Source organism: Pseudomonas sp. SDO55104_S430, assembly GCF_054070595.1.
In genome coordinates this window covers 1-20,149 of sequence record NZ_JBSVXG010000018.1, presented here as the reverse complement: position 1 = coordinate 20,149, position 20,149 = coordinate 1, and the positions used below count along the sequence as shown (strand labels likewise).

Annotated in this window: 21 protein-coding genes, 1 tRNA gene and 2 pseudogenes; 15 read left to right on the top strand and 9 right to left on the bottom strand. The window is 58.4% G+C overall.

Annotated features, from left to right (window positions below; translation table 11 throughout):
- Positions 1-195 precede the first annotated feature (195 nt).
- The gene (locus tag ACW9JE_RS05885) at positions 196-1,116 is read left to right on the top strand and encodes a LysR family transcriptional regulator (protein WP_457432211.1); all 921 of its coding nucleotides are present in this window, start codon (positions 196-198) and stop codon (positions 1,114-1,116) included.
- Positions 1,116-2,030 carry a LysR family transcriptional regulator gene (locus ACW9JE_RS05880; protein ID WP_457432210.1) on the top strand — a complete coding sequence of 305 codons (915 nt, stop codon included), beginning with the start codon at positions 1,116-1,118 and terminating at the stop codon, positions 2,028-2,030. Before ACW9JE_RS05885 ends, ACW9JE_RS05880 begins: the two co-directional genes overlap by 1 nt.
- 38 nt (positions 2,031-2,068) lie before the next feature.
- On the opposite strand, the gene ACW9JE_RS05875 is transcribed toward ACW9JE_RS05880, so the two are convergent.
- Entirely contained in the window at positions 2,069-2,845 is a 777-nt protein-coding gene (locus tag ACW9JE_RS05875; RefSeq protein WP_457432209.1) for an alpha/beta fold hydrolase, read from the bottom strand.
- A gap of 262 nt (positions 2,846-3,107) precedes the next feature.
- Here ACW9JE_RS05875 and ACW9JE_RS05870 point away from each other — a divergent pair, with 262 nt between their 5' ends.
- The 3 genes and pseudogenes from ACW9JE_RS05870 to ACW9JE_RS05860 form a co-directional block, all read left to right on the top strand.
- A complete protein-coding gene (locus ACW9JE_RS05870; protein WP_457432208.1) occupies positions 3,108-3,731 on the top strand; it encodes a DJ-1/PfpI family protein in 624 nt (207 codons plus the stop codon).
- Between the two features lie 54 nt (positions 3,732-3,785).
- Positions 3,786-4,234 (top strand): annotated as a pseudogene (locus ACW9JE_RS05865) (pyridoxamine 5'-phosphate oxidase family protein); the annotation flags it as partial.
- A 17-nt stretch (positions 4,235-4,251) separates the two neighbouring features.
- Positions 4,252-4,593: pseudogene (locus ACW9JE_RS05860) on the top strand (2Fe-2S iron-sulfur cluster-binding protein); the annotation flags it as partial.
- Positions 4,594-4,626: 33 nt separating this feature from the next.
- Here the strand turns inward: ACW9JE_RS05860 and ACW9JE_RS05855 are convergent.
- The 3 genes from ACW9JE_RS05855 to cynS form a co-directional block, all read right to left on the bottom strand.
- Positions 4,627-5,289: a carbonic anhydrase gene (locus ACW9JE_RS05855; protein WP_224537507.1), complete on the bottom strand. Its 663-nt coding sequence runs from the start codon at positions 5,287-5,289 to the stop codon at positions 4,627-4,629.
- A 32-nt stretch (positions 5,290-5,321) separates the two neighbouring features.
- Positions 5,322-5,570, bottom strand: a complete 249-nt coding sequence (locus ACW9JE_RS05850; RefSeq protein ID WP_457432207.1) for a DUF2790 domain-containing protein — start codon at positions 5,568-5,570, stop codon at positions 5,322-5,324.
- 99 nt (positions 5,571-5,669) lie between these two features.
- Positions 5,670-6,137 carry a cyanase gene (cynS, locus tag ACW9JE_RS05845; protein WP_224537504.1) on the bottom strand — a complete coding sequence of 156 codons (468 nt, stop codon included), beginning with the start codon at positions 6,135-6,137 and terminating at the stop codon, positions 5,670-5,672.
- A gap of 137 nt (positions 6,138-6,274) precedes the next feature.
- Here cynS and ACW9JE_RS05840 point away from each other — a divergent pair, with 137 nt between their 5' ends.
- The gene (locus ACW9JE_RS05840) at positions 6,275-6,505 is read left to right on the top strand and encodes a hypothetical protein (protein ID WP_457432206.1); all 231 of its coding nucleotides are present in this window, start codon (positions 6,275-6,277) and stop codon (positions 6,503-6,505) included.
- Here ACW9JE_RS05840 and ACW9JE_RS05835 read toward each other — a convergent pair.
- Positions 6,495-7,085 (bottom strand): lecithin retinol acyltransferase family protein, encoded by a 591-nt coding sequence (locus tag ACW9JE_RS05835; protein WP_457432205.1) that lies wholly within the window; start codon positions 7,083-7,085, stop codon positions 6,495-6,497. The two genes, ACW9JE_RS05840 and ACW9JE_RS05835, sit on opposite strands and share 11 nt — an antisense overlap.
- Positions 7,086-7,454: 369 nt before the next feature.
- On the opposite strand from ACW9JE_RS05835, the gene ACW9JE_RS05830 reads away from it, so the two are divergent.
- Positions 7,455-7,928 (top strand): cupin domain-containing protein, encoded by a 474-nt coding sequence (locus ACW9JE_RS05830; protein ID WP_457432204.1) that lies wholly within the window; start codon positions 7,455-7,457, stop codon positions 7,926-7,928.
- A 239-nt stretch (positions 7,929-8,167) separates the two neighbouring features.
- Here ACW9JE_RS05830 and ACW9JE_RS05825 read toward each other — a convergent pair.
- Positions 8,168-8,255, bottom strand: a tRNA-Ser gene (locus tag ACW9JE_RS05825).
- Between the two features lie 123 nt (positions 8,256-8,378).
- Here ACW9JE_RS05825 and ACW9JE_RS05820 point away from each other — a divergent pair.
- Positions 8,379-9,050, top strand: coding sequence for a Bax inhibitor-1/YccA family protein (locus ACW9JE_RS05820; protein ID WP_224537499.1), 672 nt, complete (start codon positions 8,379-8,381; stop codon positions 9,048-9,050).
- A gap of 66 nt (positions 9,051-9,116) precedes the next feature.
- Here the strand turns inward: ACW9JE_RS05820 and ACW9JE_RS05815 are convergent, their stop codons facing one another.
- Positions 9,117-9,554, bottom strand: a complete 438-nt coding sequence (locus tag ACW9JE_RS05815) for an Lrp/AsnC family transcriptional regulator (RefSeq protein WP_224537497.1) — start codon at positions 9,552-9,554, stop codon at positions 9,117-9,119.
- A 136-nt stretch (positions 9,555-9,690) separates the two neighbouring features.
- On the opposite strand from ACW9JE_RS05815, the gene ACW9JE_RS05810 reads away from it, so the two are divergent.
- The gene (locus tag ACW9JE_RS05810; RefSeq protein WP_224537495.1) at positions 9,691-10,587 is read left to right on the top strand and encodes a DMT family transporter; all 897 of its coding nucleotides are present in this window, start codon (positions 9,691-9,693) and stop codon (positions 10,585-10,587) included.
- Here the strand turns inward: ACW9JE_RS05810 and ACW9JE_RS05805 are convergent.
- Both ACW9JE_RS05805 and ACW9JE_RS05800 read right to left on the bottom strand, forming a co-directional pair.
- The gene (locus ACW9JE_RS05805; protein WP_224537550.1) at positions 10,584-11,627 is read right to left on the bottom strand and encodes an FUSC family protein; all 1,044 of its coding nucleotides are present in this window, start codon (positions 11,625-11,627) and stop codon (positions 10,584-10,586) included. The two genes, ACW9JE_RS05810 and ACW9JE_RS05805, sit on opposite strands and share 4 nt — an antisense overlap.
- A gap of 43 nt (positions 11,628-11,670) precedes the next feature.
- Positions 11,671-13,296, bottom strand: coding sequence for an NADP-dependent glyceraldehyde-3-phosphate dehydrogenase (locus ACW9JE_RS05800; RefSeq protein WP_457432203.1), 1,626 nt, complete (start codon positions 13,294-13,296; stop codon positions 11,671-11,673).
- Positions 13,297-13,582: 286 nt separating this feature from the next.
- Between ACW9JE_RS05800 and ACW9JE_RS05795 the strand changes: the two genes are divergently transcribed.
- The 6 genes from ACW9JE_RS05795 (at position 13,583) to ACW9JE_RS05770 (ending at position 20,081) form a co-directional block, all read left to right on the top strand.
- Positions 13,583-14,479 carry a Dyp-type peroxidase gene (locus tag ACW9JE_RS05795; protein WP_457432202.1) on the top strand — a complete coding sequence of 299 codons (897 nt, stop codon included), beginning with the start codon at positions 13,583-13,585 and terminating at the stop codon, positions 14,477-14,479.
- Positions 14,476-15,444, top strand: a complete 969-nt coding sequence (locus ACW9JE_RS05790; RefSeq protein ID WP_457432201.1) for a Gfo/Idh/MocA family protein — start codon at positions 14,476-14,478, stop codon at positions 15,442-15,444. Before ACW9JE_RS05795 ends, ACW9JE_RS05790 begins: the two co-directional genes overlap by 4 nt.
- Before the next feature lie 102 nt (positions 15,445-15,546).
- The gene (locus ACW9JE_RS05785; RefSeq protein WP_457432200.1) at positions 15,547-16,299 is read left to right on the top strand and encodes a GntR family transcriptional regulator; all 753 of its coding nucleotides are present in this window, start codon (positions 15,547-15,549) and stop codon (positions 16,297-16,299) included.
- A complete protein-coding gene (locus ACW9JE_RS05780; protein WP_457432199.1) occupies positions 16,296-18,038 on the top strand; it encodes a fumarate reductase/succinate dehydrogenase flavoprotein subunit in 1,743 nt (580 codons plus the stop codon). Before ACW9JE_RS05785 ends, ACW9JE_RS05780 begins: the two co-directional genes overlap by 4 nt.
- A gap of 25 nt (positions 18,039-18,063) precedes the next feature.
- On the top strand, positions 18,064-18,309 hold the full coding sequence (locus tag ACW9JE_RS05775; protein ID WP_457432198.1) for a 4Fe-4S dicluster domain-containing protein: 246 nt from the start codon (positions 18,064-18,066) through the stop codon (positions 18,307-18,309).
- A gap of 365 nt (positions 18,310-18,674) precedes the next feature.
- Positions 18,675-20,081, top strand: a complete 1,407-nt coding sequence (locus ACW9JE_RS05770; protein WP_457432197.1) for an ABC transporter substrate-binding protein — start codon at positions 18,675-18,677, stop codon at positions 20,079-20,081.
- Positions 20,082-20,149 lie beyond the last annotated feature (68 nt).

Sequence of the window (20,149 nt, the reverse complement as noted above, 5' to 3'; positions counted from 1 at the left end):
TTGGAAGCTTGCCGGGATTACCCCCGGCAAGCTTCGACGTTTCCAGTTCCCCTAATTTTCTTTTGATCGGTTTGTGTAATTGCAGCCGATATCACGGTTGTGCGAAAAGCATTTGAGCAAACGATAATTACAACCCGTTCAGTACGCTGTAGCGTTCAAGTGCACCGCATTGCTTTCATCAAAAAAGGATCGCTTATGGATCGTTTTCAGGAAATGCAAATCTTCATGGCGGTCGCCGAGGAGGAGGGTTTTGCTGCCGCGGCTCGTCTGCTGAACATCTCGCCCCCCAGTGTCACTCGCGCCATCGCTGCGATGGAAGAGCGAATCGGCACTCAGCTTTTGTCTCGAACGACCCGCAGTTTGCATCTGACGGAAGCAGGACAACGCTATCTGGAAGACTGTCGACGGATATTGAGTGAGGTTGAAGAAGCGGAAGAGGCCGCCGCCGGCAGCTATTCGATTCCCTGCGGACATTTGACCGTGACGGCGTCGGTGCTGTTTGGCGAGTTGTACATCGCGCCACTTCTGGCTGAATACGTCGACCAGTTTCCCTCGGTTCATGTCAATGCCTTGCTGGTTGATCGTGTGGTCAACATGGCTGACGAGGGGATTGATGTCGCAATCCGGATCGGCCATCTGCACGAAAATAATCAGCACGCCATCAAGGTCGGTGAAGTCCGTCAGGTGATATGTGGCACTCCCGAGTATTTTCAGCGCTATGGGAAACCACGCCATCCGGGCGAATTGAGCACCGCCAACATTGTCATGTCCTCGGCCAGCCATCTGCTGAGCGACTGGCAATTCGAAAATGAAGGCAACGAGCTTAGTTTCCGATTTGAGCCCCGCCTGGTCGTCACCGCCAATCAAGCCGCCATCAATATCGCGAGCACCGGCTGGGGCATCACCAGGGTTCTGTCTTATCAAGTAGCCAGCCAGATTGCATCGGGTGAGTTGGAGTTGGTGCTCGAAGAGTTCGCACCACCGGCACTGCCGATTCAGGTGGTGTACCTCAAAGGCAGCCGAATCCCCGCGAAGGTGCGTACCTTTGTGGATTTTCTTGTGGATCGATTGGGACGAGATACGGCGCTTAAAGCTGTGGTGAAGGGTTCACACTGATGGATCGTTACCATGAAATGCTGATGTTCGAGGCGCTATCGGAGCATCCAAGTCTGGCCGCTGCAGCCCGACGTCTTGACGTATCCGGGCCGACGGTCGTGCGCGCTATTGCCCGCCTGGAGGAGCGCCTGGGTGTTGCGTTGTTACAACGCAGCACGCGTGGGGTAACGCTGACCGAAGCGGGCGCTGGCTTCATGGCAGACTGTTCTCGCATCCTCAAGGGTATTGAGGACGCCGAAGCTTCGGCCAAGGGGCTACACATTCAGGCACAGGGCAACCTCAAGGTTCTGTTGCCATTGCTGTTCAGCCGGCATGTCATGACCCCGTTGCTATCGAGCTACATGGATCAATACCCTGAAGTGAATCTTTACGCCCAATACCATGATCGGATTCCGAACATGAATGAGGAGGGGATCGATGTGGCTGTGCTGGTCGGTGACCTTCCAAACTCATCGTTGGTCGCACGCAAAGTGGGGCATGTGCGTTCGATGGTATGCAGCAGTCCTGCGTATCTTGAGGCGCATGGTGAACCGAAAGTACCAGACGATTTACGAGATCATCGATTAGTGGCCACGCGTGCTTATCGGGAAAAGATCCAGTGGGATTTTCTAGAAGACGGTGTTGTGAACCCCGTGAAGGCACGGACCCGAATAAGTTGCGCAACGGTTCAGGCGGCTATTGATGCCACTGCCAATGGCGCAGGGATTACTCGTTGTTTGAGCTATCCGCTGTATGACTATCTGAGAAGTGGGCGGTTGCGCCGGGTTTTACAGCCTTATGAATTGCCGGCGATGCCGGTGCATGTGGTGTACCGCGAGGGACGCAAGGCCTCAATGCGGGTTCGCAGTTTCGTGGATTTTATTGTCGATGGCCTGCGCGAGCATCCGGCCATGCAGCCGGATGCTCTTGAATGATTACAACGCCTGGGGGTACTGAGCGGCGTTGCAAATGGTTATTTAGCAGTAGCAGCTATTTCAATCAGGCTCGCTACGACCTTCGGATTCGACACCATCACCACGTGTGATGCGCCTTTGACCACAACGGTCTTCTTCGAGTGCGCCCGCTCTGCCATGAATGCTTGCGCTTGTGCAGGAATGTTCTTGTCCTTGTCGCCATAAACAAAATAGGACGGAACGGTTTTCCAGGCGGGCTCGCTCGATGCCTCATTGAGCGCTGCCACGGTCACTGGGCGTTGGGTTGCGGCCATCAGTCTTGCATCGGCATTCGAAACATCCGCGGCGAACTGATCGTGGAATTTGTCCTGCTGGATGTACAAATCCTTGCCGCCGTCGGCCAGTTCAACGGGCGGAGTCAGCGTTGGACCCAAGGTGTTACCTGGGAACCGGCCTGCCAGCTCTGCGGTGGACTCTCCGGCCTCTGGCGCAACTGCTGCGACGTACACCAGCGCTTTGACGTTGGCTTTACCGTAGGCAGCCTCACTGATCACCGGGCCACCGTAGGAATGCCCAACCAGGACCACAGGGGTTTTGATGCTCGCCAACACATCCGCCACGGACTGCGCGTCACCCTTGAGGGATCGCAGTGGGTTCGAAGCAGCGATCACCGGGTAGCCATCTTTTTCCAGAATCTTGACGACGCCGTTCCAGCTGCTGGAGTCGGCGAAGGCACCGTGCACCAACACAACGGTTGGTTTAACTGGAGCCGCCAGTGCCGCGGTAGCACTGAACATTGCCGCAGTGAGTGCCAGACCTGCGAATAACTTGTTCATTCGGTGTTCCTGTATGTGAGGAGAGAGGAGAAGCGACAGGCCCATTTGAACCGGATGTGTTGTCTCGTATATGTCTGGGCGACCCGTTGTGCGCATGGAAATGTATCTGCGAAAGCCTGAGCTACAGACTGATACAAACGAAAATCGGGCATTTCAGACCGTGAAATAGTGGATTGTATTGTGTAGTCGTTCCCTCAATTGCGCTTGGAGCGGAGCATGGCAACACAGACGGTTACTCGCTCCAAGGCAGAGGTTCTACGACATGAAACGCGTGCTTATGTTGCTGGCAAACGGTGTTGAACCGTTGGAAATGGCTGCTTTCACGGACGTACTCGGATGGGCCGACTTGCTGGGTGAATACCCCATTGAGCTGGTAAATGCAGGCCTTCGTAAAAAGATAGTGACCACATTCGGCCTTACGCTTAACCCCAGCTTTCTGTTGAGCGAAGTGGACCTAAGCAGTTTCGATGCCTTGGCCTTGCCGGGAGGATTTGAGCCTTCAGGTTTCTATGAGGAAGCACTGAGCGAGCCCTTTCTGGACACCATTCGCCACTTTGTCGAGTCGGGTAAACCGGTCGCCAGCGTGTGCGTGTCATCCGTGTGTCTTGGTATAGCGGGCGTACTTCGTGACCGCAACGCCACGACCTATCACCAGGAAGGCGGTAAGCGAAAAGGTCAGCTGTTGGAGTCCGGCGCTCGCTTCATCGACAGGCCCCTAGTGGTTGACGACAACATCATCACTTCCAGCGGACCAGGCACCGCCACTGAAGTTGCATTCCTGCTGCTTGAGCAAATAACCAGTGCCGACAATGCGGCATTCATCCGGAAAAAAATGCGTTTCGCCACACCTGATCAAGCCTGGTACGAGACACCGCAAGTCCCCTAATCGCATCCTCGGACTTTTCACAGTTTGATGGGGTACCAATGCGTAGAGGTGATCATGAATCAATCGGACGCGCCAGGAACATCGCCCTGGCATGAGGGTGAACGGCTGCTGCAACAGAGCGTCGGTGTTGCGGGTCAAATGGAGATATTTGGGCGTAAAGTCGTCCGCAGACTATCTGCCCGACCAGCATCGCCTGTTCTACAACCAGCTGCCCTATCTGATCGTAGGTGCGGTCGATGATCGAGGATGCCTTGGACCACGTTGATCGAAGGGCCTCCAGGTTTCATCGAATCACCGGATCTGCGGACTCTTCAGATCGATCGGCTACCAGCCGATGGGGATCCGGTCAAATGGGCACTGAAACAAGGTGCTGCTGTCGGGTTATTGGGTATCGATCTCAAGACCCGAAGGCGAAATCGAATGAACGGTAATATCCGCACCGCCCCTCAGGCGGTTTTTCCGTTTCTGTGGTTCATTCGTTCGGCAACTGTCCTCAGTACATCTTCGGGAGCAAGCCGAGCCTTCGACATTGGTCCGTCAAAGGGATCAACTGACTCCGGCTGTCGAGCAGATTCCAGCGTCAACGAGTCCGGTGAAAGTGTTGTTTCTAACCTCATCCAAGGAGGCACGTTGGGAACCAGGTGGTGGGAGCCTTTTGGAACTGGCCGAGAGCCGTGGCCTGAATCCGGAATTCAGCTGTCGTGGAGGATCGTGTGGTACATGCCGTACCAAACTGGTCAGTGGTGAAGTGCACTATCTGAATTTGCCGGCTGAAATGCCGGCCGAAGGGGAGGTGCTGATTTGCTGCGCGGTGCCTGCACAAGCGAAGGAGGGCGACGCCCCCCTTGTGCTGGATCTTTGAGGCAATGGCATCAGTCGCTCATCCCGCCAGGCATCAGGCTACAGCTTTCGCGGGACGAGCCTGGACGGCACAGGTGGTTGGATTCTTGACCAGAGACTTGAAAGTCTTGTTGTCGGAATCCAGGGCATCGATCGAACCAGCCCCGATGTCGTAGACCCAGCCATGAAGATTCACCAGACCTTTTTCCTGAGCCAGGCGCACGCTCGGATGGGTCTGAAGGTTGGCCAGTTGAGCGATGACATTTTCCCGAACCATCGAACTTACTTTGGCGGCTTCACTGGCATGAGGGCGCGATTCGTTGATGACTTTTGCCGACTCGGAATGTTGCAACCAACCGGCAACCGCTGGCAGGTGATCCATGCATTTGCATTTGGCGACAGCGGTCATGGCACCACAATCCGAATGGCCGCAGATCACGATATCCGTTACGCCCAGCACAGCGACGGCGTATTCGATAGTGGCTGAGACGCCACCGGGATTAGGGCTGTAGGACGGCACGATATTGCCCGCGTTACGAATGACGAACAGTTCGCCCGGCTCTTGCTGCGTCAGCAGTTCGGGAACGACACGGCTGTCGGAACAACTGATGAACAGCGTCTTTGGCGTCTGCGTTGTGGCCAAGTGCTTGAACAGCTCAGTACGCTGTGGAAAAGCTTCTTTTTGGAACTTCGAAAAACCTTCGATGAGCGCTTTCATGATGTTTACCTTTGATGGTTGTTTAGTGATGATCAGTTGGTGCAGCCGCTACCAGTTACGCTGTATTCCAGGACGTGCGTTTCACCGTGGGAATCGCGGTAGGTCATTTGCACCGGAGTTGGACCACAGACATCAGCCGTAGGCGTGATGTGGATCACTTTGGCAATGTCCAGTTGCATCCCGTATGCGTATGGAGCAGCCTCTGGTGCGACGACAGCTTGTTGTGCATAAGCTGACAACGAGGCCGTCAGGGACAGGGCGAGAAGCAGAATTTTTTTCACGACGGTTCCTCCATTCAAATGTGGTGGTCGATAAGGGTCAGTAAGTTTTTGAAGCAGGCCCGCAGAGGCTGCGGGCCGATTTACAGATGCCGGTGCAACTTAGAAAGGACGCAGTGGCAGGAACTTGCCATCGAGGGTGATCACTGCACGGTGGCCGCCTTCCGGGTCTTCTACTTTCTTCATGTCCAGTTTGAAGTTGATCGCGCTGATGATGCCGTCGCCGAACTGCTCGTGAACCAGGGCTTTGAGGGTGGTGCCGTAGATCTGGATCATTTCGTAGAAACGGTAAATGGTTGGGTCCGTAGGTACACCCGACAGGCTGCCGCGCAGTGGGATGACTTGCAGACGGGCGATCGAGTCGGCATCCAGATCCAGTTTTTCGCCGATCACTTTTGCAGCGGCTTCGGGCAGTGGATGTTGGCCGAGCAGGGCAGCGGTGACATAAGCCAGGCCGAGGCCGGTGCCTTCAGCGACGTCCTCGAAGGACAGATTTTTACGAGCCTTGGCGTCCAGAATTTTGGCGGTCAGTTCGAGGCTGGTGTCGTTGTAAGCGTGGGACTGTTGCATGGTGAATCTCCTATCGGGTTTGCTTGGTTGGTGTTGCTGAGGTGTGGAGTGATCTTCTGCCCATTGATCGATAGCGTCCAAGACCGATATGCAATGCGCTGCATAAGTCCTGCCTATAGATAAACGTCTTGGGGAGCATGAACGTTGAAAACTCGGAATCACTGGCGCTGGTGGCCAATGGTTCTCCGGTCTGGATTGATGTCTCGCGGGGGGGCATCGGTGGGGCGGGCACAGCCATGCGCTTTGAGCTGCCCCTGCATGCTCACAACCTGCCGTTGATGCATCGTCAGGAAACCAGGCTGGTGGTGGCACTCAAAGGCGAACTGAAAATTCGTGCGGGAAGACAGCGGCTCGAACTCAAGCAATGAGTCCGGTTTTCGATGAAAACATCAGCCGAAACAAACGAAGTGGTTGATGAAAGTACTTGCTAACTTGTGAACTGTAGCTATGTCCGTAGATACACCAATTACAAAAATGCTCGCAGTTATTCGAGAGGATTTTGTATTGCGATTCTCCCACTCTCGAAAGGGCGCGATCAATTATCTCGTCGCTTGGGAAACCGCAGTGTTCTGGATGAACTAAAACTGAGTTTCCGCTTGCGAAATGTTCCAGGTCGGTGACAACGATCGGACCGGCCTGGAGCGAGGAACTCAGCCCTGAATAGTGCGCTACCTTGCCGTCCCCCAGGTAAATGCCATGATGGACGTAGAATTTACGCGGGCTGACCAGATGCGACCCGGCAACCAGGTCTTCACTGGTCATCACCTGGATCGCCGCTGAGCTTGATTGAATGGTTATTGAATGGGCCGCGCCGGTACAACGCGAGCCGCTTTCGAGGAATTGATCCTCCACACTTGATTCGCAGTCATTGTTTACAACTGCCGAGTTCAAATATATGGAACCCAGTGAGGACAGGATGCCGACTGTTTTTATCAGTAGCTTTTTCATGACGCTTTCCTCTGAAGCCTTGGATTCAGGGTATCTTTTTGGAGGAAAGCGGGCAGTTGCACATAGGTTTGATCGAATAGCCAATTTATATGTGCGTCTAATACTTCAGTATTACTTTTACCAAATCAGCCAGTGACCAAAACCACTTGGGGGACGAAGTGTTTCATCCAATTAACAGTGCAACCCTTGCGGATGAAGCGAGTGGGGGTGTGGTTTGTAGCGCAGTGTATCTCTGATGTCTTTAGCGAGTTTCCGATACAAAACCCCGGTCTCCCCGACACCTATGAGATACACCGTTGGCTCGAAATGGACTCACCGCATCAGCGGAATAAAACACGGCCTAAACCGTGCACTCATCGGAGAAGCTCAATGTCTCGTTTCAACGCCCGCAAAACTATCGGCATGTTTGGTGCCGCCATTGCCGCCGCCGTTTCCCTTTCTGGAATGACGGCGATCGCCCACGCTGAAGACGTGAAAAAATCCGCAGCTGTACAAGAAGCGCCGGCAGCGAAGAGCTGGCAGACAGGCCTGCATCGTACAGACCTCGTCAAGCGTGATCTGGGTGTCTCCGATCGAGAAGTTATCCAGGTACGCGTTGACTTCGATCCAGGTGTCGCAGCCCCGAAGCATTCTCACCCAGGTGTTGAGGTGGCGTATGTCATCAGTGGTACCTTCAAGTATGAGCTTGAAGGGCAGCCGGCCGTTACGCTCAAAGCCGGCGACTCCTTGTACATCCCGGAAGGCACCGCTCATATCGCCACGAACATCGGCAGCACCACTGGCTCCGAGCTTGCGACATACATCGTGAAGAAAGACACCCCGATCGTAATTCTGTCCAAATAGGCATCGACAGTCGTTTGTCCGTTAGGCGAGCCCGTACGTCCGCATGGCGATCAATCTGGTTTGGATTAAAAGTCGACAGGGCCGCTTGCCGCTGATGTGGTGCCCTCTGCCAGCCGAAATGGACAGTCGTCGAAAAACAGTGATTGTTCTAAGGTATGGGCTGGAGCATGGGCTGAGCCGAAATTACGGATTACAGAAACGACAAAGCCCTGAATAATCAGGGCTTTGTCGTATGAAGATGGCGGAGGCGATGGGATTCGAACTCATGGACCTGTTACAGTCGACGGTTTTCAAGACCGTTGCCTTAAACCACTCGGCCACACCTCCGTATCTGTTGCGGGCGCCATAATACCTGAATGAAACACACTGTCAAACTCTCTGCATAGCTTGTTACAGAGCGTCTGTTATGATCTTTGCGTCTGAACGTTACAAACCAACAGGAGTGTCGCCATGCGCGAACAGGATTACGCAGTTAATAACAGCTTGCAGGCTGAGCAGCTAGAGGTTAGCCGCGTCCTGCGAAACACTTACGGCTTGCTCGCCCTTACCCTCGCATTCAGTGGCCTGATGGCCTACGTCGCTCAGCAGATGCGTGTCGGCTACCCGAACATCTTCGTGGTGCTGATCGGCTTCTACGGTCTGTTCTTCCTCACCAACAAACTCCGTGATTCGGCCTGGGGCCTGGTGTCGGCATTTGCCCTGACCGGTTTCATGGGTTTCCTGCTCGGCCCGATCCTCAACCGTTACCTGGGCATGCAGGGCGGCGCTGAAGTCGTTAGCTCGGCGTTCGCGATGACCGCACTGGTGTTCGGTGGTCTGTCGGCCTACGTGCTGATCACCCGCAAGGACATGAGCTTCCTGGGCGGTTTCATCACCGCAGGTTTCTTCGTCCTGCTGGGTGCGACGCTGGCCAGCTTCTTCTTCCAGGTCAGCGGTTTGCAACTGGCGATCAGCGCAGGTTTCGTGCTGTTCTCCTCGGTGTGCATTCTGTTCCAGACCAGCGCCATCATTCATGGCGGCGAGCGTAACTACATCATGGCAACCATCAGCCTGTATGTATCGATCTACAACCTGTTCATCAGCTTGTTGCAGATCTTCGGCATCATGAGCCGCGACGACTGATCAGTAGCTCTGAAATGAAAAACCCGCTTCGGCGGGTTTTTTATTGACTGCGATTTGTGCGAAGGCTCACGCCATCGGCGGCAACCGGCGTTTGACCGACGTTTTCTTGATGATCGCCGTGTTGGTTTCCGCAAGCGTGTTGAGGCGATCGAGCAGGGCGTCCAGTTGTTCCATCGAGCGTACGTGCAGGCGCGCGATGAAACAGTCTTCGCCGGTGACCTTGTCGCACTCGGTGAACTCGGGAATGGCCATGATTTGCCGCTCCACTTCATGCAACTGGCCCGGCAGTGGACGAACCCGCACGATGGCCTGAAGCTGATAGCCGAAGCATTTCGGATCGATTTCAACGGTGTAGCCTTTGAGTACGCCGCGTTCTTCCAGGCGGCGCAGGCGCTCGGCGACGCTGGGCGAAGACAAACCACTGATCTGCGCCAATGCCTTGAGCGAGCGTCGCGAGTCTTCCATCAAGGCGCTGATCAGCACCTGGTCGATATCGTCGGTCATGATGAAATCCTCAATTAGGCAGTTTTCAACAATTGCCTTGATAAAGAAGGCAGATGCCGAGTTTAGCCTGATTTATGCGCTGGAGTAGCCCCTGCGCGGCTTGTCATACTTTGCCCATCAACAGAGGAGTCTGAAGATGGACAAGACAATACGCCATGGCTCGTTGGAAATGACCGCCGCCATGCTGATCTCCGGCACCATCGGCTGGTTTGTGCTGGTGTCCGGGCAACCGGTTCTGGATGTGGTGTTCTGGCGCTGCCTGTTCGGCGCGGGCACGTTGTTACTGATTTGCGCGGCATTCGGCTTCCTCCGTCCGGGGATCCTGACCCGCACCACCTTCCTGCTGGCTGTGCTCAGCGGCGTTGCGATTGTCGGTAACTGGGTGCTGTTGTTCGCGTCTTACTCACGGGCTTCCATTGCTATCGGCACGGCGGTCTACAACGTTCAGCCGTTCATGCTGGTGGGGCTGGCCGCAGTGTTTCTCAACGAGAAAATCACCGTGCAGAAACTCTCATGGCTGGGCGTTTCGTTCCTCGGCATGCTGGCAATCGTCAGCGCACACAGCGGGCAGGGCGAGAGTGGCAATGAATACCTGATTGGCATCGTGCTGGCGCTGGGCGCCGCATTCCTTTACGCGATTGCCGCGCTGATCATCAAGCGCCTGACCGGTACACCACCGCATCTGATCGCGTTGATTCAGGTCAGCACCGGCGTGCTGCTGCTCGCACCCTTTGCGAACTTTTCAGCGCTGCCACAGGCGCCGAGTGCCTGGGCCAGCCTGGTGACCCTGGGCATCGTGCACACCGGCGTGATGTACGTGCTGCTGTACGGCGCCATCCAAAAACTGCCGACCGCATTGACCGGCGCGCTGTCGTTCATTTACCCGATCGCAGCGATCTTCGTCGACTGGTTTGCCTTCGGTCACCGTCTGGAACCGCTGCAATGGATCGGCGTGGTCGCCATCTTGCTGGCGGCTGCCGGGATGCAGCAGGGGTGGAGTCTGAAGTTTCGCAAGGCGGTAACCAACTCCTAAATGCTCCACTGCGGCGCGGTTCTGGCCAGACGCTGGCGCATCTCGCCGATATTGGCCGCCAACTGGCGGATCAACAGTCGGTAACCGTCCTGAGAACTATGGATCGGCGTGTTTTGAAGGGAGTCCGACGGCACTGGCGCGGACCGCTCGAGGCGCAGGTATTCACCGGTCTTGAGCGCCCGGGCCATGCCAATCAGTTGCACCCGGATCAGCCGATGTTCGGTTTTGAACTCGGATTGCAGCTGACCCATCGCTTCAGCATCCCCGCCATCCGGCCGCGTATTGCCCAGAATCTCCAGGGTACTGACACACATGCGCAAGTGCCGCTGGATGGCGTCGAGCTCGGTCATGGAAATCTTCACTTCCTTGGACACCGATGGCATCAGCGAGCGCAGTTGCACCATCACCGCGTTCAGGCGACCCACGAGTTTGAGGTGTTCGTCGGCGGTGACGGGCTGGCCGTCGATGATCCGTCCGTAGATCTTCGCGCAGTCCCGCAGGGCGTCGGCCAGGTTGTAGCGCCAGGAATAGACAGCGTAGAGCGGCAGGGCGAAGGAAAATGCCAAGGCCAGCGCAATGCCGATCAGAATATCGACGCCGCGCCACAAGCCGTCGGAGATCGGGTTGTCGCCATGACCGGCGACGATGAAGACGGTGATACCTGCCAGCAGTGCGGTGTATCCGCCTTTGCCGATGGCGTGATAGGAGAAAAATCCGCAGATCACCGCCATCACCAAATAGGTCAGCCAGGGCATTCCGAGCCAGGCCTGTTGCAGCACTAGCAACAGACCGATCGCCGCTCCGACCAGGGTGCCGATGGCCCGTTCCGCGGCCTTCTTGCCGATATTGCCGTGGTGCTGCAAACCGCCGATCACCACCAGCATCGTCACCGACGCCCATTCGCCGTGGGGCAGATGAATGCCGGTGGTCAGCAGGATCGATGCCAGCAACCCCAGCGACACGCGCACCGCGTGGATGACCTTGGCATGGCGATAGCGCCGGTACGGGTCCAGCAACGGACGCAGCAGCCGGCGCAGCAGTGGTGGCAGTCGATGCTCCAGGGACCTGCTCAGGTTCGCCTCCTCAGAAAATGTAGTCGGTGGTCAAAAAGCTCGAGCTGCGGCCACTGATGATCTCGCTGATCAGGTCCTTGTTGGTCTCCTGGAATTTGGTGGCGACCAGGGTCCGGATCGAAAACACCCTCAGCGCGTCATGTACCGACAACGTGCCCTCGGCCGAATTCTTGCGGCCGTTGAACGGGTAGGTGTCCGGGCCGCGCTGGCACTGGGCGTTGAGGTTGATGCGTCCGACCTGATTGGCGAAGGTGTCGACCAGGCGGCCGACCGCCACCGGGTTGGTGCCGAAGATGCTCAGTTGCTGGCCGAAGTCCGATTCGAGGACGTAATCGATCACGGTGTCCAGGTGGCGGTACGGCACGATGGGCACCACCGGGCCGAATTGTTCTTCCTGATAGACCCGCATCTGCGGCGTCACCGGGTACAACACCGCCGGGTAGAAGAACGACGCCCGGGCCGCGCCACCGTTGGGGTTGACCACTTTCGCGCCTTTCTCGACGGCATCGGCCACCAGACCATGCAGGTAATCGACCTTGCCTTTTTCCGGCAGCGGCGTCAGCGCCACGCCACTGTCCCAGGGCATGCCGGGTTTGAGCGCGGCCAGTTTGGCGTTGAATTTCTCGATGAAGGTGTCGACCACGTCTTCGTGGACAAAGAGGATTTTCAACGCAGTGCAACGCTGGCCGTTGAACGACAGGGACCCGGTGAGCGCTTCGCTGACCGCGTTGTCCAGGTCCACCTCCGGCAGGACGATGCCTGGATTCTTCGCATCCAGCCCCAATGCCGCCCGCAGGCGGTGAGGGCGCGGGTGCAGTTTCTTCAGGTCGCTGGCGGCCTTGTTGGTGCCGATGAAGGCAAAGATGTCGATCTTGCCGCTGGCCATCAGGGCGCTGACGGTCTCGCGGCCGCTGCCGTAGATCACGTTGATCACCCCGGCCGGGAAGCTGTCGCGAAAGGCTTCCAGCAGCGGGCGAATCAGCAGCACGCCAAGCTTGGCCGGCTTGAACACCACGGTGTTGCCCATGATCAACGCTGGAATCAACGTGGTGAAGGTTTCGTTCAACGGGTAGTTGTAGGGACCCATGCACAGCGCCACGCCCATCGGCACGCGTCGAATCTGGCCGAGGGTGTCCTGTTCCAGTTCGAAGCGGCTGGAGCGGCGGTCGAGTTCTTTCAGGGCGTTGATGGTGTCGACGATGTAATCGCAGGTGCGGTCGAATTCCTTTTCCGAATCCTTGAGGTTCTTGCCGATTTCCCACATCAGCAGTTTCACCACGGCCTCGCGCTGTTCGCGCATGTGCTTGAGGAAGGTTTCGACATGCTGGATGCGCTCGGCCACGCGCAGGGTCGGCCACAGGCCCTGGCCGCGATCGTAGGCGCGGACGGCGGCGTCGAGGGCGGTGAGGGCGGTCTCGGCGTCCAGCAACGGCGTGCTGCCGAGGATGACTTGTTCGTCGCCCGATGCGCCGCTCAAATACACCGGGCTGCGTACGGTGGCCAGGGCGCCGGGCCAGGTTTTCAGGACGCCGTCGACCAGGTATTCGCGCTGCTCGATCTGCGCGTCGAAGAGGTATTTTTCCGGGATGCTGCCGGCCTCGGGGAAGAGGTTGCCGAGGAAGTCTGCTGTGCTCATGTCGCTACCTCATAAGAAATGTCTGCCGCGAACCTGTAGGAGCGAGCATGCTCGCGATGGTCGTCAACGATAACGCGGGAAACCTGATGCCCCGCGTCGTCCGGGCCTCCATCGCGAGCATGCTCGCTCCTACAGTTTGGGTACGGGTTTTTGATGGCTAACCGGCAGAACAGAGGGGTTGAGGGTCTGGATCTTGTGCCTCAAGCGTAGACCGCAATCTTTGACCTCGCCGCACACAAGCGGCGACGCCGAGGTTAAACTTCGCGCTCTTTCTGAAGGAGTTCACATGAGTCACTTCCAGCCGGGCATTCTCGCCACCCCCGTTCCGCTTCAAGCCCGTCATATGTTCTTTGCCCTCGAATCGGTCACCGATCTGCCGGCCGCGCTCGACAAATTGATGCAACTGGTGGATGGCGCGTCGGCGGTAGTGGGCTTCGGTGAACCGCTGGTCAAGGCCCTGGGCACGAGTATCGAAGGGCTGCGCACCTTTCCGGCGATGACCGGTGTGGGCGTGAACAACCCTTCGACGCAAATGGCGCTCTGGTGCTGGCTGCACGGCACTGACCGCGGCGAGTTGCTCAATCGCAGCAATGCCTTCACTGCTGCGCTCGCGCCGGCCCTGCGTCTGGTCCAGGTCACCGAAGGCTTCCGCCACCGCGACGGCCACGACCTGACCGGCTACGAAGACGGCACCGAGAACCCGCAGGACGAAGCCGCTGTCGCTGCGGCACTGATCGGCAACGGCGCCGAAGGCATGATTGGCGGCACCTTCGCCGCGATCCAGCAGTGGCAGCACGACCTCAAGCGCTTCCACGCCATGCCTTCCCACGAAACCGACGACATCATGGGCCGTCGCCTGAGCGACAACGAAGAGCTCGACGACGCGCCGATCTCCGCCCACGTCAAACGCACCGCCCAGGAAAGTTTCGCCCCTGAAGCCTTCGTCGTGCGCCGTTCCATGCCTTGGATCGAAGACGAACGCGCCGGCCTGATGTTCCTCGCCTTCGGTTTCTCCCTCGATGCCTTCGAAGTCCAGTTGCGCCGCATGAGCGGTCTGGAAGACGGCGTCACTGACGGCCTGTACCGCATCAGCCGGCCGATCACCGGCGGCTACTACTGGTGCCCGCCGCTCAAAGACGGTCGACTGGACCTGCGCGCCCTGAGCATCGGGACCGCCGCATGAATGTCGTGCGTTGGGGGATGATCGGTTGTGGCAGCGTCGCCGAGCGCAAGAGCGGGCCGGCCTTCTACAAGGCACCCGGCTCGGCGTTGGTGGCGGTGATGGGGCGACGGCCGGAGGCGGTCAGCGATTACGCCGCGCGCCATGGCATCGCCCGGACCTGCACCGACGTCGACACGCTGATCAACGATCCGCAGGTCGATGCCGTATACATCGCCACACCCCCCGACAGTCATCACGACTACGCCCTGAAAGTCGCCGCTGCCGGCAAGCATTGCTGCGTCGAGAAACCAATGTCGCTCAGCGCCGCGCAAAGCCGTGAGATGCACAAGGCGTTCACCGATGCCGGGCTGCACCTGTTCGTTTCCTACTATCGACGCTCGTTGCCGCGCTTCCAGCATGTGCGGCAGTGGCTGGCGCAAGGGCGAATCGGCGACGTCCGGCACCTGAGCTGGACACTGACCAAGGCACCGTCGCCGAGGGATCTGGACGGCAGCGACAACTGGCGAACCGATCCGGTGATTGCCGGTGGCGGTTATTTTGCGGACCTGGCCAGTCACGGCTTCGACCTGTTCCAGTATCTGCTGGGGGATATCGTCGAAGTGGCCGGATTCACCGCACGCCAGGCCGGCCTGTACGCCGCCGAAGACGCGGTCAGCGCCAGTTGGCGGTTTGCCAACGGGGCGCTGGGGATGGGCTGCTGGAACTTCATCGCCGATGGTCGCGAGGATCGCGTCGAGATGATTGGCAGCAAAGGGCGGATCAGGTTTTCGGTGTTTGATGAGCATCCGGTTGAGTTGCATGCCGATGACCACCTCAGCCTGACTATTGCCAATCATGAGCATATTCAGTGGCATCACGTGATGGGCATGAATGCGCATATTCGGGGTGAATCACAGCATCCTGCGCTTGCCGAAGAAGCACTGAAGACCGATTGGGTCATGGACCAGATCCTCAATCGCCGCTGATCGCGTTCGGCCAATCTATCGTTATTCTCAAACGGTATTTCTCAAGCCTCTCCTTAGAACTCTAAGATCACGTCATAACTCGTTATAACAAGTGATCTCCAGATGACCGATAACGTTCTATCCCTCGGCAGCGTCCCTCTGCACACCCAACTGCGCGACATCCTGCGCGCGCGCATTCTCGACGGCGAATACCCGCAGGACAGCCAGATGCCCTCCGAAAGCGAATTGGGTGCGCTGTTCAAGGTCAGCCGCATCACCGTGCGCCAGGCCCTGGGCGATCTGCAGAAGGAAGGGCTGATCTTCAAGATCCACGGCAAGGGCACCTTCGTCGCCAAGCCCAAGACCTTTCAGAACGTCAGCACCCTGCAAGGCCTGGCTGAATCCATGACCGGTCGCGGCTACGAGGTGATCAACCGCCTGCGCAGCTTCAAGTTCATCGCCGCCGACAAGCTGGTCGCCGAGCGCTTGCAGGTGGCCGAAGGCGAAACCGTGGCGCAGATCAAGCGCGTGCGGCTGATCAATCGCCAGCCGATCTCGCTGGAAATCACCTACCTGCCCAAGGCCGTTGGCGAGCGTCTGGAGAAGGCCGATCTGGTCACCCGCGACATTTTCCTGATCCTGGAAAACGACTGCGGCCTGGCCCTCGGGCACGCCGACCTGGCCATCGATGCGGTGCTGGCCGACAGCGACCTGACTCAGGCGCTGGGCGTCGAAACCGGCTCGCCGATCATGCGCATCGAGCGTCTGACCCACGACGCCGCTGGGCAGCCGCTGGACTTCGAACACCTCTACTACCGTGGCGATGCCTTCCAGTACCGCCTGCGGATCGACCGGCAAAAAGGGGATCAGGCATGACCCACACCATCACCAGAACCACGCAGGAACAGGAATACGACATCGTCGTGATCGGCGGCGGCACCGCCGGTCCCATGGCGGCGATCAAGGCCAAGGAACGCAACCGCGACCTGCGGGTGTTGTTGATCGACAAGGCCAACGTCAAGCGCAGCGGCGCGATCAGCATGGGCATGGACGGGCTGAACAACGCGATCATCCCGGGCCACTCCACACCCGAGCAGTACACCAAGGAAATCACCATCGCCAACGACGGCATCGTCAATCAGGCCGCGGTGTACGCCTATGCCACCCACAGCTTCGAAACCATCGAGCAACTGGACCGCTGGGGCGTGAAGTTCGAGAAGGACGAGACCGGCGACTACGCGGTGAAAAAGGTCCATCACATGGGCGCCTACGTACTGCCGATGCCCGAAGGTCACGACATCAAGAAAGTTCTGTACCGCCAGCTGAAGCGAGCGCGGGTGAGCATCACCAATCGCCTGGTCTGCACCCGTTTGCTGACGGACGAGGAGGGCGCGGTCAACGGCGTGATGGGCTTCGATTGCCGCAGCGCCGATTTCCATGTGATCAAGGCCAAGGCGGTGATTCTCGCGTGCGGCGCCGCCGGACGCCTGGGGCTGCCGTCCTCGGGCTATCTGATGGGCACCTACGAGAACCCGACCAACGCCGGCGACGGTTACGCCATGGCCTATCACGCAGGCGCGGAGCTGGCGAATCTGGAATGCTTCCAGATCAACCCTCTGATCAAGGATTACAACGGTCCGGCCTGCGCCTACGTCACCGGTCCCCTGGGTGGCTACACCGCCAACAATAAGGGCGAACGCTTCATCGAGTGCGACTACTGGAGCGGCCAGATGATGTGGGAGTTCCACCAGGAACTGGAAAGCGGCAACGGCCCGGTGTTCCTCAAGCTCGATCACCTGGCCGAGGAAACCATCCAGAACATCGAGGAGATCCTGCACAGCAACGAACGTCCGAGCCGCGGCCAGTTCCACGCCAATCGCGGCACCGACTACCGCACGCAGATGGTCGAGATGCACATCTCCGAAATCGGTTTTTGCAGCGGGCATTCGGCGTCCGGTGTGTGGGTCAACGAGAAGGCCGAGACCTCGGTCAAGGGTTTGTACTCGGCCGGTGACATGGCGGCGGTACCGCACAACTACATGCTCGGTGCGTTCACTTACGGCTGGTTTGCCGGGAACAACGCGGCGGATTTTGTCGCCGGGCGTGAATTTTCTGCGCTGAGCGTCGAGCAGATCGAGGCGGAAAAACAGCGGGTCTACGCGCCACTGGATCGCGAGCACGGCCTGCCGCCGGCGCAAGTCGAGTACAAGCTGCGCCGCTTCGTGAACGATTACCTGCAACCGCCGAAAGTGACGAAGAAGATGCAGATCGGCCTGCAGCGTTTCAGTGATATCCAGCGCGATCTGGATCAGATCAAGGCGCACAACGCCCACGAACTGATGCGCGCCATGGAAGTCAGCATGATCCGCGACTGCGCGGAAATGGCCGCCCGGGCTTCGTTGTTTCGTGCCGAGAGTCGCTGGGGGCTGTACCACTACCGGGTCGATCACCCGCAACGCAACGACGGCGACTGGTTCTGCCATTGCCATCTGAAGAAAGACGAAAACGGCGTGATGAGCAGCTTCAAGAAAGCCGTCGAGCCCTACATCATCCCGCTGGATGCCGAAGAAATGCAGGCCTACGACAGGCTGCGCGTCGGCGCCTTTGCGGCCTGAGCCTGACCCACGAGGAGACCGCGAAATGGCCTATCAACCCCAGGAAATTTTCTTCCGTTCCAACGCACCGGTTACGGTCGACGAAGACCTCTGCATCGCCCACAAAGGCTGCACCGTGTGCGTCGACGTCTGCCCCATGGACCTGCTGACCATCAACCCGGCCACCCAAAAGGCCTACATGGCCTTTGACGAATGCTGGTACTGCATGCCCTGCGAAAAGGACTGCCCGACGGGGGCTGTGAAAGTGGATATCCCATACCTGTTGCGGTGAAACACAATCCAAATGTGGGAGCGGGCTTGCTCGCGAAGAGGCCGGCACAGCTGGCATCCCATTGACTGACAGTACGCATTCGCGAGCAAGCCCGCTCCCACAGTGGATCGAGGCCAACTGCAAATGTTGTGTACACCCACAAACCCTGTGGGAGCGGGCTTGCCCGCGAAGGGGCCGGCACAGCTGGCATCATGATGGACTGACAGGACGCCATCGCGGGCAAGCCCGCTCCCACAGTTTTGTGGGCAACCAGAAACCGCCATCCGGCCACCCCCGGACGCTTGCTTTATGACACCCCTCGTTTCCCACCGCGCCCTGATCGTGGCGGAGACGAATTTCCTATAAATGATTCGAGGGGATTGACCATGCTCTTACGTGCAACTGTTGCCGGTCTGGTACTGGCTTCATTCATCTTGCCGGCGCAAGCCGAAACCATCCGCATCGCCATCGGCACCCAGGACACCACCATCAACTGCGCCGCCGGCGGCCTGTTGATTCGCGAGCTGGGCCTGCTGGACAAATACCTGCCCCACGACGGCCAATACAAGGACGCCAAATACGATGTGCAGTGGAAAAACTTCACCAGCGGCGCACCGCTGACCAACGAGATGGTCGCCGGCAAGCTCGACTTCGGCGCCATGGCCGATTTCCCCGGTTCCTTCAACGGCGTGGCGTTCGAAACCGCAGGCAAGCACAGCCTGTTCATCAGCGTGCTGTCGGGCAGCATCAAGGGCAGCGGTAACGGCATCGTGGTGCCGAGCGCGTCGAGCGTGCAGTCATTGTCGGAGCTCAAGGGCAAGACCATTTCCGTACCGTTCGCCTCGACGTCCCATGGCATGTTGCTGCGGGCCGTGGCTGATCAGGGCTGGGATCCGCTCAAGGATGTGAATATCATCGCCCAGGCGCCGGAAGTCGCCGGATCCGCACTGCAAGCCGGGAAGATCGATGCCCACGCCGACTTCGTACCCTTCGCCGAGCTGTTCACCAGTCGCGGTTTCGCACGCAAGATTTTCGACGGCTCCCAAGCCAACACGCCAACCTTCCACGGCGCACTGGTGGATCAGGCCTATGCGAAAAAGTACCCGGAAATCGTCGTCGCCTACCTGCGCGCCAGCATCGAGGCCAACCAGTTGCTTGCCGCCGAGCCGGAGAAATACAGCGAGCTGATCGCCAAGGTCACCGGGGTCGATGCCGAGGTCAACTACCTGTTCCACGGCCCGCTGGGCGTGCAGACCCGCGACCTGAGCTGGAAGCCGGAATACCGCCAGGCCGTCGGCACCGCCATCGACACCCTGAAACTGCTGAAGAAAGCCGATCGCGGTCTCGACCTGAACACCTTCATCGACGACCAGTACATCCGCGCCGCGTTCAAAGCTTCGAACCTGGACTACACCGCGCAACTGGCCAACTACGCGCAAACCCCGCTCAAGGCGGTGGATGCCTCGACGGGCAAGGCGATCACCGACTTCAGCCATGTGGCCGAGATCTGGGTGCGCGGCGAGGACAAGGTCCGTCAATACGCCTCTGCGGAATCCGCGTTCAGCGCCTTGGCCGCTCTGAAGCAGGAAGGCAAGAACATCCGCGCGGTGTATGCCCAGGCGAGCGACAGCGGGATCAAGCTGCTGGCCGACCAGGCGTGGTTCGCCAGCGATGCGAAGGGTCGCCTGAGCGCCTTCTTGCTGAAGGGCCAGGCCCAGCAATTCGCCACGGCCCAGGGCGGCAAGGTGTTCGATTTCACCGACGCCACCACCCAGGCAGTCGCCGCCCGCTAATTCCAAACCCCAATCCCTGTAGGAGCGAGCACGCTCGCGATGGTCGTCAACGATGACGCTGGCAGCCT